Below are 13,266 nucleotides of genomic sequence, written 5' to 3' on the forward strand. Positions count from 1 at the left end.
GAATATTGGATTATTTAATGACAGGTGGAGAGTCAACATGAGAACAGTCTTTTCTTTTATTAAACCGTATAAGCTGGCAGCCGTTGCAGCGTTATTGCTAATGCTTGTAGAATTGGCTGCTGAATTGCTGCTACCGCTATTTTTAGGAAAAATGATTAATGACGGGGTGGTTAACCAGGATATCGATAATATTGTGATGTGGGGCAGCATTATGATCGGTCTATCCTTAGTCGGCTTTGTTAGCGGCATTATTAACTCCTTCTATTCCTCCCATGTCAGCTGGGGATTTGCCCATGACATAAGGGAAAGGTTATTTGCTAAAATACAGGAATTTTCTTTTGCTAATTTAAACAAGTACCCCACTTCTGGACTTGTCACCCGATTTACAAATGATGTGCGTCAGGTACAGAATACTGTGTTTATGATTTTACGCATTATTTCAAAAGCACCACTGATTGTCATTGGTGGTGTGACACTGGCATTTATCGTGGATGCCAAGTTATCCCTTGTTTTCCTTGTTACGGTTCCGCTACTAATTGGATTTATTTTATGGATACTGAAGATTGCGAGTGGTCTTTTCGATAAAGTACAGAAAAGCGTAGACAAAGTAAACCGGGTCATGCAAGAAAATTTAGCTGGCATGCGGTTAATCAAGGCATTTTTTCGGAGAAAACATGAAGAAGAACGTTTCACTACGGCAAACAAAGAACTTGCTGATCGTACTCGTTTTACTTTCCGATTTGTGGAGTCATCCATGCCGGTATTGTTATTTGTAATGAATTTAAGCCTCATATTCATTATTTGGTTTGGAAACGCTCAGGCCATTGCTGGAGATACTTCTGTCGGAAATGTCGTGGCAATTGTTAACTACGCGCTCCGTGTTTCTATGGCCATTTCCATGTTTACCTTTATTATCATGGCATTTTCTAGGATGAAGGCATCTGCTGAACGTCTAAGTGAGGTATTAAATTTGGAAGTGGATTTAAAGGATTCCGATACGGTAAACCATGGTGTCCATGTAAGTAAAGGCTCTGTAGCATTTCAGGATGTCTCCTTTGCATACCCTGATACGGAAGAAACAGTTGTAAAACAAATGACATTTGAAGTTGCTGCAGGGGAGAAACTCGCTGTTATTGGCTCCACCGGATCAGGGAAAACCTCTTTATTCCAGCTCATCCCAAGGCTTTATGACCCAACAGGCGGGACCGTCCTTGTGGATGACAAGCAGCTTACCGATTATTCGCTTGATGAACTGCGCGGTAGCATTGGGTATGTGCCGCAAAGTCCACTTCTATTTACTGGTTCGGTGAAAGACAACATTGCTTGGGGAAAAGATCAGGCTACGACCGAAGAAATCGTGCAGGCAGCAAAGGATGCTCAAATTCATGACACTATCCTTGATCTGGATAATCAGTATGAGACCCGCGTTGGGCAAAAGGGTGTCAATCTTTCAGGTGGACAGAAGCAACGGATTTCCATTGCGCGTGCATTGATTCGCAAACCAAAAATTTTAATGCTTGATGACAGTACAAGTGCCCTAGATTTAGCAACAGAATCTCGTTTACTTGATGCAATCGATACGTACCAATGCACCATGCTAATCATTACCCAAAAGATTTCTACCGCTATGCGTGCTGACCGTATTTTGTTAATGGATGAAGGCAAGTTACTTGCTACGGGAACACATAAAGAACTGCTCGCAACCTCTGAACTATATAAAAAAATTGTGGAATCCCAGTTTGGAAAGGAGTACGCATATGCGAAATAATTCATTAAAGCAGCCTTTTCAATATGAAAAAATTCCTGTTGATACAATAAAGGAAGATAAAGCACGGAAAGCGAAGGATGCGCGCGGGACGCTTAAACGGATATGGTCTTACCTCGCCAGAGAAAAATTCAAGCTTTTCCTAGTGATATTAATGGTTGTGGCCAGTTCTGGCCTCAGCCTACTTGGCCCTTATATGATTGGAATGGCAGTTGACGACTTTATTGTCACAAAAGAAAGTGCAGGACTTGCCACTTTGCTAATCTGGCTCGTTGTTATATTCCTGTGCCACTCCCTATCCATTTTTCTACAAAACTTTTGGATGGTAGATATCGCACAGAACACCGTTTATTCGTTGCGTTCCGATTTATTTTATCAATTTCATCGCCTGCCAATTTCGTATTTTGATAAAAGGCAGCATGGCGAATTAATGAGTCGTGTTACCAATGATATTGATAATGTGAACAATACCCTGAACCAGTCGGTCATCCAGATTTTTTCCAGTGTATTGACCCTATTTGGAACCGTTGGCGTAATGCTTTATTTAAGCCCATTATTAACGTTCGTGACCATGTCGATTATCCCTGCCATGTTTTTCAGCATTCGCTGGATTACAAGAAGAACAGGGCCGCTCTATAAATTACAACAAAAAAATCTAGGTGAAGTGAATGGCTATGTGGAGGAAATCGTTTCGGGTCAGCATATTGTAAAAAGCTTCTCTCAAGAAGAACGCGTCATCAGAGAATTTGAAGAGCGCAATCAGAAACTAAATCATTCTGGATTTTGGGCATTAACCATTGCCGGCTTTATTCCAAAGGTAATGAATTCACTTAATGCCTTGAGCATGGCTCTTATTGCCCTTGTTGGAGGAATACTTGCAATCAATGGGCTTATAACCGTTGGGATCATCGTTATTTTCACAGAATATGCAAGGCAGTTTACCCGGCCTTTAAATGAACTATCCAATCAGTTTAATATTCTGCTATCCGCCATCGCTGGAGCAGAACGAGTATTTCAAGTTATAGACGAAAAACAAGAGGAAAGCGATGAAAAAAGTGCAATAAAGCTATCAGAGACGGAAGGAAAAATTGTGTTTGATCATGTTTCTTTCGGTTACGAAGACAGTAAAATTCTAAACGATATTAGCTTTGAAGCTGCACCTGGTGAAACAGTTGCCCTCGTTGGGCATACCGGCGCTGGTAAGACGACTATCGTCAATTTAATTTCCCGCTTCTATAATTATGATGAAGGTGAAATTCGGCTTGACGGAAATGCATTAAAAGATATTCAGCGCTCTAGTCTACGCCAGCATATGGGCTTTGTCTTACAAGATTCCTTCCTCTTCCATGCTACCATTAGGGAAAACATCCGCTATGGTCGCCTTGAAGCAACGGATGAGGAAGTAGTGCAAGCCGCAAAAGATGCCAATGCACATGAATTCATTGAGAAATTGCCTGATGGCTATGATACGATGCTTGACCAGGTTGGTAGTGGAATTAGTCAAGGACAAAAACAATTGCTCACCATCGCCCGAGCATTGCTGGCAGAACCATCCATTCTGATACTGGATGAAGCGACAAGTAATATCGACACTATTACAGAATTAAAGATACAAGAGGCCCTTAAACGATTGATGGAAGGCAGAACGAGCTTTGTTATTGCCCACCGCTTGAACACTATTCAGGAAGCAGATAAGATCATAATGCTGGAACACGGAGAAATTCTCGAACAAGGAAGCCACGAATCTTTACTTGAACTTGAAGGAAGTTATTACAACCTTTATAAAGGCCAGTTACTCGAAAAGGCAAACTGAACCTTTTATAATACGAACCCATTGGTTTACAATAAGAAATAGTAGGGAATCAGAAACCGAAATGCTCGAGTATGACTTCCTTAAAGAGAAAACTATCCGACTTTTAAATATTGGGGGGTTCAAATTGGGAAGAAAAGGCTCCATGACAGAAAAACAAATCGAAAGTAGCTATTTAAATGAAATGATGATTTTAAAACTTTATCAACCACAATCATTTTCACCATTATACAAATATAATGTCTGTATCATGCAGGATGGAAATGATTATTACCAAATGGGACGGATTGCTACCCTTAGTGACCGTCTTCATGATTCTCACGAAATAAGTAATACCATCTTTATCGGAATCCATTACAAAGACAAATATGATCGCAGAGAAAAATATCATCCAAATGGCGAACAGAATAAGGCATATATTAAATTTTTGGTACATGAAGTCGTTCCTCTGCTAGATGACTTGCTCCCGACTTACCATATGGGTCAATCACGAGCACTAATAGGAGATTCATTAGCAGGTACACTTGCCCTCATGACCGCATTAAAATATCCACATACATTTGGCAAAGTCGTTATGCAGTCACCCTATGTAGATGAAACGGTCTTGCAGGCAGTTGAGGAAGCTACATCTATTCATGGGATTGATGTCTATCATACGATTGGTACAGCGGAAACGGCAGTTGATACAACGGATGGGCAAACCCTTGACTTTATTGAACCGAATCGAAAGTTACATGAGCTATTAACTGCAAAAGGACTTAGCTATGTGTATCATGAGCTAGAAGATGGAGAGCATACTTGGAAATACTGGCAACATGATATGAAACGTTTACTTACTACTATGTTCGCATAACCTTAAACGATTTTGCTGAAAAATATAAAAATAATTACCTTGTTCCTTTTAATTTTGTTATAATATAAGGTACACTAAGCTGGTTCTTAAAAAGATACAGTCGTCAAAATATAGAGGAGGTTTTCATAATGAAATATGGAATAGCTATTTTCCCATCAAAAGCTGTACAAGATGAAGCAAATTCATACAGAATGCGTTATGACCCACATTATGCATTAATTCCACCGCATATTACGCTAAAGGAAGCCTTTGATGCTGACGAACAAACTGTCCATGAGTTTGTGACAGAGTTGAAGCATATTGCAAATGATACGGAACCATTTACAGTAAACATTCGAAAAGTAAGTACTTTTGCGCCTGTGACAAATACGATTTATTTAAAAGTAGAACCAAAGCAGGAATTGATCGATTTGTTTGAGAAAATGAACCGTGGTAACCTTCCAGGTAATCAGGAATTTGCCTTTGTTCCCCATATTACGATTGCCCAGAAGCTATCCACTGAAGAATATTCCGATGTATACGGTAGCCTAAAGATGAAAAACTTTGACTTAGAGGATAAAGTAGATCGTTTCCAGCTTCTTTACCAACTGGATAATGGTTCATGGACTGTCCACGACTCCTTTGTATTCGGAAAGGAAAAAGTTTGAATATAAACGTTGTAGAAACAGACGAACAATTAAAAGAAGCTTATCATGTACGTATGACGGTTTTTGTAAAAGAACAAAAGGTGTCACCGGAGGAAGAACTGGATGAACATGATAAAACGGCAACACATCTTGTAGGCTATGAAAATGATCAAGCAATCGCCGCTAGTCGACTGCGCTTCGTAGAGGAATACGGAAAACTAGAACGAATTTGTATACTAAAGGAACACCGTGGTAAAGCATTTGGTTCGCAAATGATTGCTGCCATGGAAGACATCATCTTATCCAAGGGATATAAAAAGGCTAAACTTAATGCGCAAACCCAAGCACTCCCCTTTTATGAGCGCCTAGGGTACAAAACGATTTCCGGAGAATTTATGGATGCCGGAATCCCACATGTAACAATGGTAAAAGACTTGTAAAACACCTCCCTGTGGGGTGTTTTTTTCTCTTTCTCTTTAACCTTTATCTAACAGATTACTATATGAATAAGACCCCCTTTTTCGGGTAGGCTAAGGCTTAAATGCCTATAAGGGGGCAGCACCTTTGAATGATTATCTCTCTATGTTATTTGAAACACTGTTCGGGTTTGCAGCATTATTTTTACTTACGAAGGTATTGGGTAAAACACAAATTAGCCAATTAACACCTTTTGACTTTATTTCAGCCCTGATCCTTGGCGAACTTGTTGGGAATGCATTGTTTGATAAAGAGGCCGGTATTCCAGAGATTGCGTTTGTTATCATCTTATGGGGCGTGCTGTTGTATCTGACAGAAATTATCACGCAAAAGTGGAAAAGGACCCGTGCTTTCATGGAAGGTAGTCCTGATATTATTATTTATAAGGGTAAGCTTATCAGGGATACAATGAAGAAAAGTAAGCTTGACCTAAATCACCTCCAACATTTGTTACGCGAGAAAGATGTGTTTTCTATACAGGATGTAGAATACGCTATATTAGAAACAAACGGCAAAGTCTCTGTATTAAAAAAGGCTGCCAATCAAACACCAACAAAACATGATTTGAAAGTAGCAACACACGATGTCCACCTTGCCACGACACTTATTAATGATGGTGAAATTATTTTTGATAACCTGAAGGAAAAAAATCTCACAGAGGAATGGTTAATCGAAGAATTGCATAAACAAGACTATTCAAGCCCGAAGGAAGTATTCTACGCAGAATACATAAAGGATAAGCAACTATTCCTACTTCCATTTACAAACCGAGGACATAAGCGATTTAAATGAGAATGCAATAAAAATGCTTTAGTTAAAGAAAAATCCGAACTAGGATGTTTTTCCATCTAGTTCGGATTTTTCTGATGCTTGAAGAAGTGGCATTCTAATTAGCGTAGGAAATATTCTTAATCATTTGCCTTTTGACTGATTACATGTGATATTTCCCGTTCCACGAGACTCTCTTCGTTGAATATATAAAAGATTAAACACCTGCACTAAAATTCTTACCTTTACCGGTAATTTGCTCAAAAAACTTATTAGCATGTATATCTTTTTTTGAAGGAAATTGCTGTACTGGGCCATTTAGACGTTCATATTCTTTTTCGATACGTTGATGCTGTTCTTCTAAAATTACTTTGAAAGGTCTTTCAATATAGTGTGGATTTGGTTTTGTTTCCGTAATCCGGTTTTGGTAATCATTGTATTGGTAATGAGAGATTGGAAGAATATAGCCCATATAAGCGCCTCCTTTATAGATAATAAATTTGAGAAGTAAGCTATCTTAGTGGTTAGTTATTTATATATACCCTTTTCTCTAAGAAGTATTCCTACAATTTCTCCATTGTCTTCTCCAATTCTTTTGCAAATTTCTCTACATCACTGATTTTAGCTAAATACCCTTTCTCCCAAGCTTCAGCTTCCTTACTAAATTGGTTAAATTTAGACTCCGGTTGCTTTAGCCATTTTTCATTTTTTTCGAGATGTTTTTCAATATCCCGAATGTGTTGAAGCCACCTGGGTTCAGGTCCTTTCATCAAGAGCCCTCCTTTGTCATTAGAAAAACTTGCATTCGCTCACTCATTAGCGAAGGTTTACGTTTTTCTTATACTTGGGACTTCAAAATTCCAACGACGTCGTCATTTCTTCCTAGATAGAATTTCATGCATTCCGAACATAAAATAAAAAGCAGCTACAAAATAGCTGCCAGTTTCATTTAGAACCAACCGAAAGGATCTCTTCTTTCTTCTTTCTTCTCATCTGTTTTATTCTCAAGGTCTTCCCTATATTCATGGTGTACATCTTCAGCTACTTCTTCTTGAGTTCGGCCACCAAAAAATGGGTTACGATGATGCTGTCTCGTTGGTTCTATATAAACGTTATCCGCCTTTATAACAAGGTCTTTCACATGAATGACTTGTTTTCTCTCAGACACTAGCTTCCACTCCTTTTTCATGTATGTTCGTTATTAGTCTATGTTACAAAATTAGGCTGGTGTAGACATTCGCCCGTTTATACGGATAAATATCTAGATTATTTAGGGTGGATGCCCACACCATCTATGCGAAAACACATACTCTAGTAAAGACAAATGAGTCAATTTCATTTTTGAAGGGAGTAATAATTCATGGGTTGTGGAAAAGATTTTGAAACAGGAAACTGTGTTTGCGATATTCTTAGTGAAATAGTTGAGGCACAGAATGACGTCATTGAAAATTGTTGTGACACGAGCTGCGAACAGTCCATCACGGACTTACTGGGGGAAACAGATAACGGCAATGGTTTAGATACAGTTCCGGTAATCCTTTACTGTAAAGGAGACTGCAAACCATTCCAAGGGTACGGTGCACATCCAAGCAATATCGGATACGTTGTAAGCACCTTCTACTTTAGAGTGAAGAAAATCACCGATGATTGCTGTGCGGTTCTTGAGCTGTTAAGAGATCCTGGTGATGAAAATCCTTGTCCGAAGAATCCAGTGGACCAAGAAACAAAACCACTACGCGCGACTGGTATTTGTATGACTGTAGACCTTAACTGCTTCTGTCACGTAACATGTCTTCCTGCAGTTAATGCACTTAACTAAGGAAACGAAAAAGGCTCGAGGATTATATCCTCGAGCTTTTTTTAAAATCCTAATAATTTTATATGTTTGATGTCATCTAGGTTGATCTTTGTACTTTGTTTCCTGTTGCCTACTCTTATATATACATAGTTGTCCTCAGACCCGGTAATGACACCCCGGTAGGATCTTTCTCCTGTTCTAATTTCACAACGCATTTGTGGAGCATAGCTGGGTGTTGACACGAAGTACGCCACCTTCTCATCAATTGTCATATCTTTAAACTTCGGGCGTTCACTTTTTTCTGTTTCTGTTTCTGTTTCTGTTTCAGGATTTTTAGATTCCTCAATTAGCTCAGGAATTTTTTCCTCATGTTTTTGTTCCACACTTTCGTTAACTTCTGACTCAACCTTTTTCCATTTTTCCTGATGTAGTGCCTGTTCTTCTAAAAAACTGCGACGTCTAGCATGCGTATTGATTGGGCCTACAACTTCTTTTTTCTTTTGCTCAACCGGTTCTGGCTCTGCTGCTAGATGCTCCTTCTTTTCTGCATTTGTATAAGAGGTATATTGCATGGGAGCTTTTGGGTTACTTTCTTTTGGTTGGTGAATGTAAAGCAAGGGGTCTTTCGCAAATCGTTTCTTTGCCATTCGTGATCACTCCTTCCTTTCTCATTATATGAACCCATTTTTATAAATGTGTGAAAGAATTTTAATGGAATAATTGCCTAAACATACAAAAAAGCACTCTGTAGAAGAGTACTTTTTGTCTTTTAAGTTAACAATCCCATAAAGGCTGTGGCCATTCCAAAATAAATGAGGATGGAGATGATATCATTAATTGTTGTAATAAATGGACCAGATGCTACGGCTGGATCAATATTAAAGCGATCCATAATAATCGGGACAAGTGAGCCAGCTAGTGTTGCCACAATCAAGGTGGCAAGAATAGAAATCCCGACCAGCAATCCGAGGAAAATATCTCCCTTCCAGAGATAGATAACCAATGTGATGACAATTCCGCAGACTGCTCCAGTAATTAATCCCGTTACTGCCTCTCGCAATATCAACTTGGTCTTGCCCTGCTTGCCGTAATCGCCTGTTGCCAGACCACGTACTGCTACAGCCAATGCCTGTGTACCAGTATTTCCAGCCATCCCGGCAATTAACGGAATAAAGATTGCTAGAACAGCAACTTGTTCGAGCGTTTGCTCAAACCTTCCAATGAGACTGGCAGTAAACATCCCTAAGAAGAGCAGAATGACTAGCCAAGGAAGCCTTTTTCGGGCTGTGACAAGGGCACTGTCAGCATGTCTTGTGGCTTCCGTTACACCAGCAAGGCGAGAATAATCCTCACTAGCTTCCTCTTCCATAACGTCCAAGATATCATCGACCGTAATAATTCCTAGTAGGTGTTCTTGAAAATCTACAACCGGAACTGCAAGAAAATCATAGTCACGAATCATTTGAGCAACTTCTTCTTGGTCCTTTGCAACGGAAACAGCAACAATCTTTTCATTCATCATTTCTTCCACTAATGTTTCCTCAGACGCAACTATTAAGTCCCGAAGTGAAAGGACACCGACTAATCGCTTATCTTCATCAACCACATATAAATAATAGATCGTCTCCGCATCAGGGGCTTCTTCTTTCAATAGTTTCATGGTCTGATCAGCAGTATAATGCTTGTATGTGGAGACAAACTCTGTCGTCATAATACTACCAGCGGTTTTTTCTTCATAATGAAGCAACTGTTTGATTTCATCAGCTGCCTCTTTATCCATAATTGTCAGTAGGCTTGCAACCTGGTCTTTGTCCAGTTCATTTAATATATCAACCGCATTATCTGCCGACATTTCAGAAAGCATCATGGATGACATTCTTGGGTCCATTTCGGCCACGATAAAGGTGGTATCTTCTAGATCGACATTTTCCATAACTTCCCCAAGCTCTTCTGGAGACAAATAAGTATAAATTTGCATACGGTATGCTTTTTCCTGCTCCATAAAGAACTTCGCTTGATCATATGGATGCATATCCAGAAATTCATCTCGAAATTCTTCTATTTCTTCATGCTCTAATGCATGCTGTAACTTTTTCCAGTGTGCTTCATACTGTACTTCGTATTCTTCGTCATAGCGATTATTGGATTCCATTGAGAAACATTCCTTCCGCTTGAAAAAGCAAGCTAACCTTTTTCTAAAAGCTTACTTTATTCTTGGCAATTCTACATTCAACACTGACTTTCTATTCTATTTTGTGATAATAAAAGTCTAATATTTATTTTCCCTGTAAAGTAGCATTAAAACAATTTGGTTTCTAACTAAATAATGGATATAATAAAGTGAAACTTCAATAGTGGGAGGTTTCATTCTTCCCCACTGATTGTTAGTTGAACGAATCAGGGTATTAGCGTCCGTTTACTCCCACTGTTTCACTTCATGTTTTGAAGTTGGGAGTCTTACGGACGGTTACACCGGTATAAATGACAATTTCATTTTAGATTAGTTAGCAGGGACGCGATTTATGATAATCCAATTTTTACAGGAAAGCAAGAAAATTTATAGGGATGGGTATAATGGAAAAAGTAGATATTATCGGAGACGTGCATGGCTGTTATGAAGAACTACATAACTTGTTTGAAGAGCTTGGCTATCAAAAAGAAAAGGAATATAGCCATCCCGATGGAAGGATTCCTATATTCCTAGGCGATATTACTGACCGTGGTCCTCAATCGTTAAAGGTCATCGAGCTTGTCTACCACCTTGTTATTATACAGAAAAAAGCTCGTTATGTACCAGGAAATCATTGCAATAAGCTCTATCGTTTTTTTCTCGGTAATAAAGTCCAGCAGCGTCATGGTTTGGAGACAACTGTAGAAGAATACAACCAGCTTTGTAGAAAAGAACAAGCAGAAGTTAGACAAAAATTTATGACATTATACGAAAACGCCCCATTATATCTGCAGCTTCCTAAGATGAAAGCTATCGTTGCTCACGCTGGCATAAAAGAGGAATATATTGGTCGCTCGGATAAAAAGGTCAAAACCTTCATACTTTACGGGGATATTACCGGTGACTTTACAGAGGATGGAAGGCCTGTAAGAAAAGACTGGGCAAAAGAATACGAGGGCGCAGACTGGATCGTCTATGGACACACACCTGTCATGTCACCAAGAATCGTCCACCGCACGATTAATATTGATACAGGTTGTGTATTTGGCAATGCATTAAGTGCCTTTCGACTACCTGAAAAAGAAGTTGTGAATGTTCCATCAAAACAGCCTTTAATGAAAGAGAAATTTACTTATTTTGATTAATTAATTTAGCATAGTTCCTCTTAAGTTAGCTTCTCTTTACAAAAGCTGTTTCATGTCTTGTGGCAGTTCCTGTTGAAAATGTATGTCCTCATTCGTTATAGGATGTTTAAAGCTAAGTGCATAACAGTGCAAAGCCTGTCTCCCGATCCATTTGTCATCTCCCCCATATAAGGTGTCGCCTACTAACGGGTGACCAACATAACTGAAATGAACACGGATCTGATGTGTGCGTCCTGTTTCCAACTGAATTCTTACCAGTGAATAGTGGTCGAATTCCTTATCTATTTCATAGTGAGTAATGGCCTGTTTCCCATCCTCCCGTACTGTTCGTTCAATAATAGAGCCTTCTTTACGTTCAATTGGTGCATTAATTACACCCTTTTTGTCTGAAGGGGTTCCTTCAATGACTGCCTGGTATTGCCGTTTCACTTTTCCATCCTTTTGGAAAGCTGATAACCGGGAGTGACTGTAACTATTTTTAGCCACTAGCATTAGCCCTGAGGTATCCCTGTCCAAACGTGTCACAATATGAACCGTGTTCGTGACGTCATGGTTTTTGTAATGGCCAAGTAATGCATTAGCTACTGTTCCTGTAGGCTGTTGTAATGACGGGATAGAGAGCATTCCAGCAGCTTTGTTCAAGACGAGCACAGCATCGTCTTCGTATACGATGGATAACGGTGTATCTTCGGGTTCCATATAAGCTCCAATTTTTTCTTGGGGAAATTCTACTACAAGCTTGTCTCCTTCTTTTAATTCATACCTTACATTCTGGTTTGTACCGTTAACGAGGATGTTTCCTCCATTAAATTTAATAGATTTAATCATTCGCCTCGAAAACCCGTGTTCTCGCTGTAAGTATGTTCGAATAAGTAATCCTTCATGTATTTTTCTAATAATCCATTCCATTTTAATGCTTCTCCTTCATTGCAAGAAATCTTTGTGTAAGATTGTACTTATTTACTTTATAGTTGCTATTAAATATCAAATTAAATCACTATTTATGCGTGAAAGCAAATGTTATGAGCCAAGGTTTCATGACCCTAGCTATTTTCTTCTGCTACAAAGGAGTCGCGTACTCTGTTCCAAAATGGAAATTGACGAAATCTTGCGAAGCGGATACGTTCTTCAGCTACCCGACACTGAATGGATTCTACATTAGTGTAATTTGTTGTAAAATGGTCGATTGCAATTAGAAAACTACGATCAACGGTTGGTCGTAGAATGCATGGATGGTGTTTCGGCAGGATTAACGGTGAACCAATCGTACGGAAAACACGGTTATTAATAGATGCCATTTCTGTTAACTGGATCGCATCGAGTGATGGGTGAATAATAGCACCACCAAGTGCTTTGTTATAAGCCGTACTTCCAGAAGGTGTAGAAATACAAAGACCATCCCCTCGGAAGGTCTCAAACCGCTCTCCCTTTATTTCTACATCAAATACAACGGATCCGTCTGCTGTTTTAATCGTCGCCTCATTAAGTGCAAGAAAAGTATCTTTGCTTTCGCCTGTCTTCGAGCGTATCGTCACTTCTAATAATGGGTATTCCACAATCTGAAAAGGAGTTTTAGCAATCTCGATAATCAATTTTTCCACTTCTTCAGGGACCCAATCTGCGTAAAACCCTAAGTGTCCTGTGTGTATTCCAATAAACGAAGTTTTACTCAATCGATGAATATACCGGTGGAATGCTTCAAGAAACGTGCCATCCCCTCCAATAGAGATAACCAACTCAGGTTCTTCCTTATCATATTCTAAATCAAAATCAGTCAAATACTGTTTCATCGTCGCCTTCAGTTTATTTGAACGATCATCGCCCTTTGATACGATAACAAACTTCATGTATTCA

General features: G+C 39.2%; 15 protein-coding genes. 8 read left to right on the forward strand and 7 right to left on the reverse strand.

The features are described 5' to 3' along the window. Positions 1 to 37 precede the first annotated feature (37 nt). The 6 genes from ACTWPF_RS12900 (at position 38) to ACTWPF_RS12925 (ending at position 6,323) form a co-directional block, all read left to right on the forward strand. Positions 38 to 1,768: an ABC transporter ATP-binding protein gene (locus ACTWPF_RS12900; protein ID WP_443149365.1), complete on the forward strand. Its 1,731-nt coding sequence runs from the start codon at positions 38 to 40 to the stop codon at positions 1,766 to 1,768. Further along, entirely contained in the window at positions 1,758 to 3,578 is a 1,821-nt protein-coding gene (locus ACTWPF_RS12905; RefSeq protein WP_443149366.1) for an ABC transporter ATP-binding protein, read from the forward strand. Before ACTWPF_RS12900 ends, ACTWPF_RS12905 begins: the two co-directional genes overlap by 11 nt. Before the next feature lie 124 nt (positions 3,579 to 3,702). Further along, entirely contained in the window at positions 3,703 to 4,428 is a 726-nt protein-coding gene (locus ACTWPF_RS12910; RefSeq protein ID WP_443149367.1) for an alpha/beta hydrolase, read from the forward strand. Positions 4,429 to 4,556: 128 nt separating this feature from the next. Next, positions 4,557 to 5,075 (forward strand): YjcG family protein, encoded by a 519-nt coding sequence (locus ACTWPF_RS12915; protein WP_106896332.1) that lies wholly within the window; start codon positions 4,557 to 4,559, stop codon positions 5,073 to 5,075. Beyond that, positions 5,072 to 5,494 carry a GNAT family N-acetyltransferase gene (locus ACTWPF_RS12920; protein WP_106896331.1) on the forward strand — a complete coding sequence of 141 codons (423 nt, stop codon included), beginning with the start codon at positions 5,072 to 5,074 and terminating at the stop codon, positions 5,492 to 5,494. The genes ACTWPF_RS12915 and ACTWPF_RS12920 overlap by 4 nt, the downstream gene beginning before the upstream one ends. Before the next feature lie 124 nt (positions 5,495 to 5,618). Further along, positions 5,619 to 6,323: a YetF domain-containing protein gene (locus ACTWPF_RS12925; protein WP_443149368.1), complete on the forward strand. Its 705-nt coding sequence runs from the start codon at positions 5,619 to 5,621 to the stop codon at positions 6,321 to 6,323. 193 nt (positions 6,324 to 6,516) lie between these two features. Here the strand turns inward: ACTWPF_RS12925 and ACTWPF_RS12930 are convergent, their stop codons facing one another. From ACTWPF_RS12930 to ACTWPF_RS12940, 3 genes are all read right to left on the reverse strand, one after another. After that, on the reverse strand, positions 6,517 to 6,771 hold the full coding sequence (locus ACTWPF_RS12930) for a hypothetical protein (protein ID WP_443149369.1): 255 nt from the start codon (positions 6,769 to 6,771) through the stop codon (positions 6,517 to 6,519). A gap of 91 nt (positions 6,772 to 6,862) precedes the next feature. Further along, complete coding sequence (locus ACTWPF_RS12935) at positions 6,863 to 7,069, reverse strand: hypothetical protein (RefSeq protein WP_443149370.1); 207 nt, start codon at positions 7,067 to 7,069, stop codon at positions 6,863 to 6,865. Positions 7,070 to 7,248: 179 nt separating this feature from the next. Further along, complete coding sequence (locus ACTWPF_RS12940; protein WP_443149371.1) at positions 7,249 to 7,467, reverse strand: hypothetical protein; 219 nt, start codon at positions 7,465 to 7,467, stop codon at positions 7,249 to 7,251. 192 nt (positions 7,468 to 7,659) lie between these two features. On the opposite strand from ACTWPF_RS12940, the gene ACTWPF_RS12945 reads away from it, so the two are divergent. Further along, positions 7,660 to 8,118 carry a CotY/CotZ family spore coat protein gene (locus tag ACTWPF_RS12945; protein ID WP_106896326.1) on the forward strand — a complete coding sequence of 153 codons (459 nt, stop codon included), beginning with the start codon at positions 7,660 to 7,662 and terminating at the stop codon, positions 8,116 to 8,118. A gap of 41 nt (positions 8,119 to 8,159) precedes the next feature. Here the strand turns inward: ACTWPF_RS12945 and ACTWPF_RS12950 are convergent, their stop codons facing one another. After that, positions 8,160 to 8,744: a CotO family spore coat protein gene (locus ACTWPF_RS12950; protein WP_443149372.1), complete on the reverse strand. Its 585-nt coding sequence runs from the start codon at positions 8,742 to 8,744 to the stop codon at positions 8,160 to 8,162. A gap of 122 nt (positions 8,745 to 8,866) precedes the next feature. Further along, entirely contained in the window at positions 8,867 to 10,249 is a 1,383-nt protein-coding gene (gene mgtE / locus ACTWPF_RS12955; RefSeq protein WP_106896324.1) for a magnesium transporter, read from the reverse strand. Between the two features lie 422 nt (positions 10,250 to 10,671). On the opposite strand from mgtE, the gene prpE reads away from it, so the two are divergent. Continuing rightward, positions 10,672 to 11,412, forward strand: coding sequence for a bis(5'-nucleosyl)-tetraphosphatase PrpE (prpE, locus tag ACTWPF_RS12960; RefSeq protein ID WP_443149373.1), 741 nt, complete (start codon positions 10,672 to 10,674; stop codon positions 11,410 to 11,412). 36 nt (positions 11,413 to 11,448) lie between these two features. Here prpE and ACTWPF_RS12965 read toward each other — a convergent pair whose 3' ends face one another. Together ACTWPF_RS12965 and ACTWPF_RS12970 are read right to left on the reverse strand one after the other, a co-directional pair. Then, positions 11,449 to 12,321, reverse strand: a complete 873-nt coding sequence (locus tag ACTWPF_RS12965; RefSeq protein ID WP_106896322.1) for an RluA family pseudouridine synthase — start codon at positions 12,319 to 12,321, stop codon at positions 11,449 to 11,451. Between the two features lie 134 nt (positions 12,322 to 12,455). Further along, positions 12,456 to 13,259 carry an NAD kinase gene (locus tag ACTWPF_RS12970; RefSeq protein WP_106896321.1) on the reverse strand — a complete coding sequence of 268 codons (804 nt, stop codon included), beginning with the start codon at positions 13,257 to 13,259 and terminating at the stop codon, positions 12,456 to 12,458. Positions 13,260 to 13,266 lie beyond the last annotated feature (7 nt).

This window comes from Oceanobacillus sp. M65 (genome assembly GCF_052246275.1).
GTDB classification, from domain to species: Bacteria; Bacillota; Bacilli; order Bacillales; family Amphibacillaceae; genus Oceanobacillus_B; species Oceanobacillus_B jordanicus.

Bases quoted from the DNA above. Each gene is read 5' to 3' on its own strand.
- ACTWPF_RS12930 (WP_443149369.1), bottom strand. From the start codon at position 6,771: ATGGGCTATATTCTTCCAATCTCTCATTACCAATACAATGATTACCAA.
- ACTWPF_RS12950 (WP_443149372.1), bottom strand. From the start codon at position 8,744: ATGGCAAAGAAACGATTTGCGAAAGACCCCTTGCTTTACATTCACCAA.
- ACTWPF_RS12965 (WP_106896322.1), bottom strand. From the start codon at position 12,321: ATGGAATGGATTATTAGAAAAATACATGAAGGATTACTTATTCGAACA.
- ACTWPF_RS12935 (WP_443149370.1), bottom strand. From the start codon at position 7,069: ATGAAAGGACCTGAACCCAGGTGGCTTCAACACATTCGGGATATTGAA.
- ACTWPF_RS12900 (WP_443149365.1), top strand. From the start codon at position 38: ATGAGAACAGTCTTTTCTTTTATTAAACCGTATAAGCTGGCAGCCGTT.
- ACTWPF_RS12970 (WP_106896321.1), bottom strand. From the start codon at position 13,259: ATGAAGTTTGTTATCGTATCAAAGGGCGATGATCGTTCAAATAAACTG.
- ACTWPF_RS12945 (WP_106896326.1), top strand. From the start codon at position 7,660: ATGGGTTGTGGAAAAGATTTTGAAACAGGAAACTGTGTTTGCGATATT.
- ACTWPF_RS12905 (WP_443149366.1), top strand. From the start codon at position 1,758: ATGCGAAATAATTCATTAAAGCAGCCTTTTCAATATGAAAAAATTCCT.
- prpE (WP_443149373.1), top strand. From the start codon at position 10,672: ATGGAAAAAGTAGATATTATCGGAGACGTGCATGGCTGTTATGAAGAA.
- mgtE (WP_106896324.1), bottom strand. From the start codon at position 10,249: ATGGAATCCAATAATCGCTATGACGAAGAATACGAAGTACAGTATGAA.
- ACTWPF_RS12915 (WP_106896332.1), top strand. From the start codon at position 4,557: ATGAAATATGGAATAGCTATTTTCCCATCAAAAGCTGTACAAGATGAA.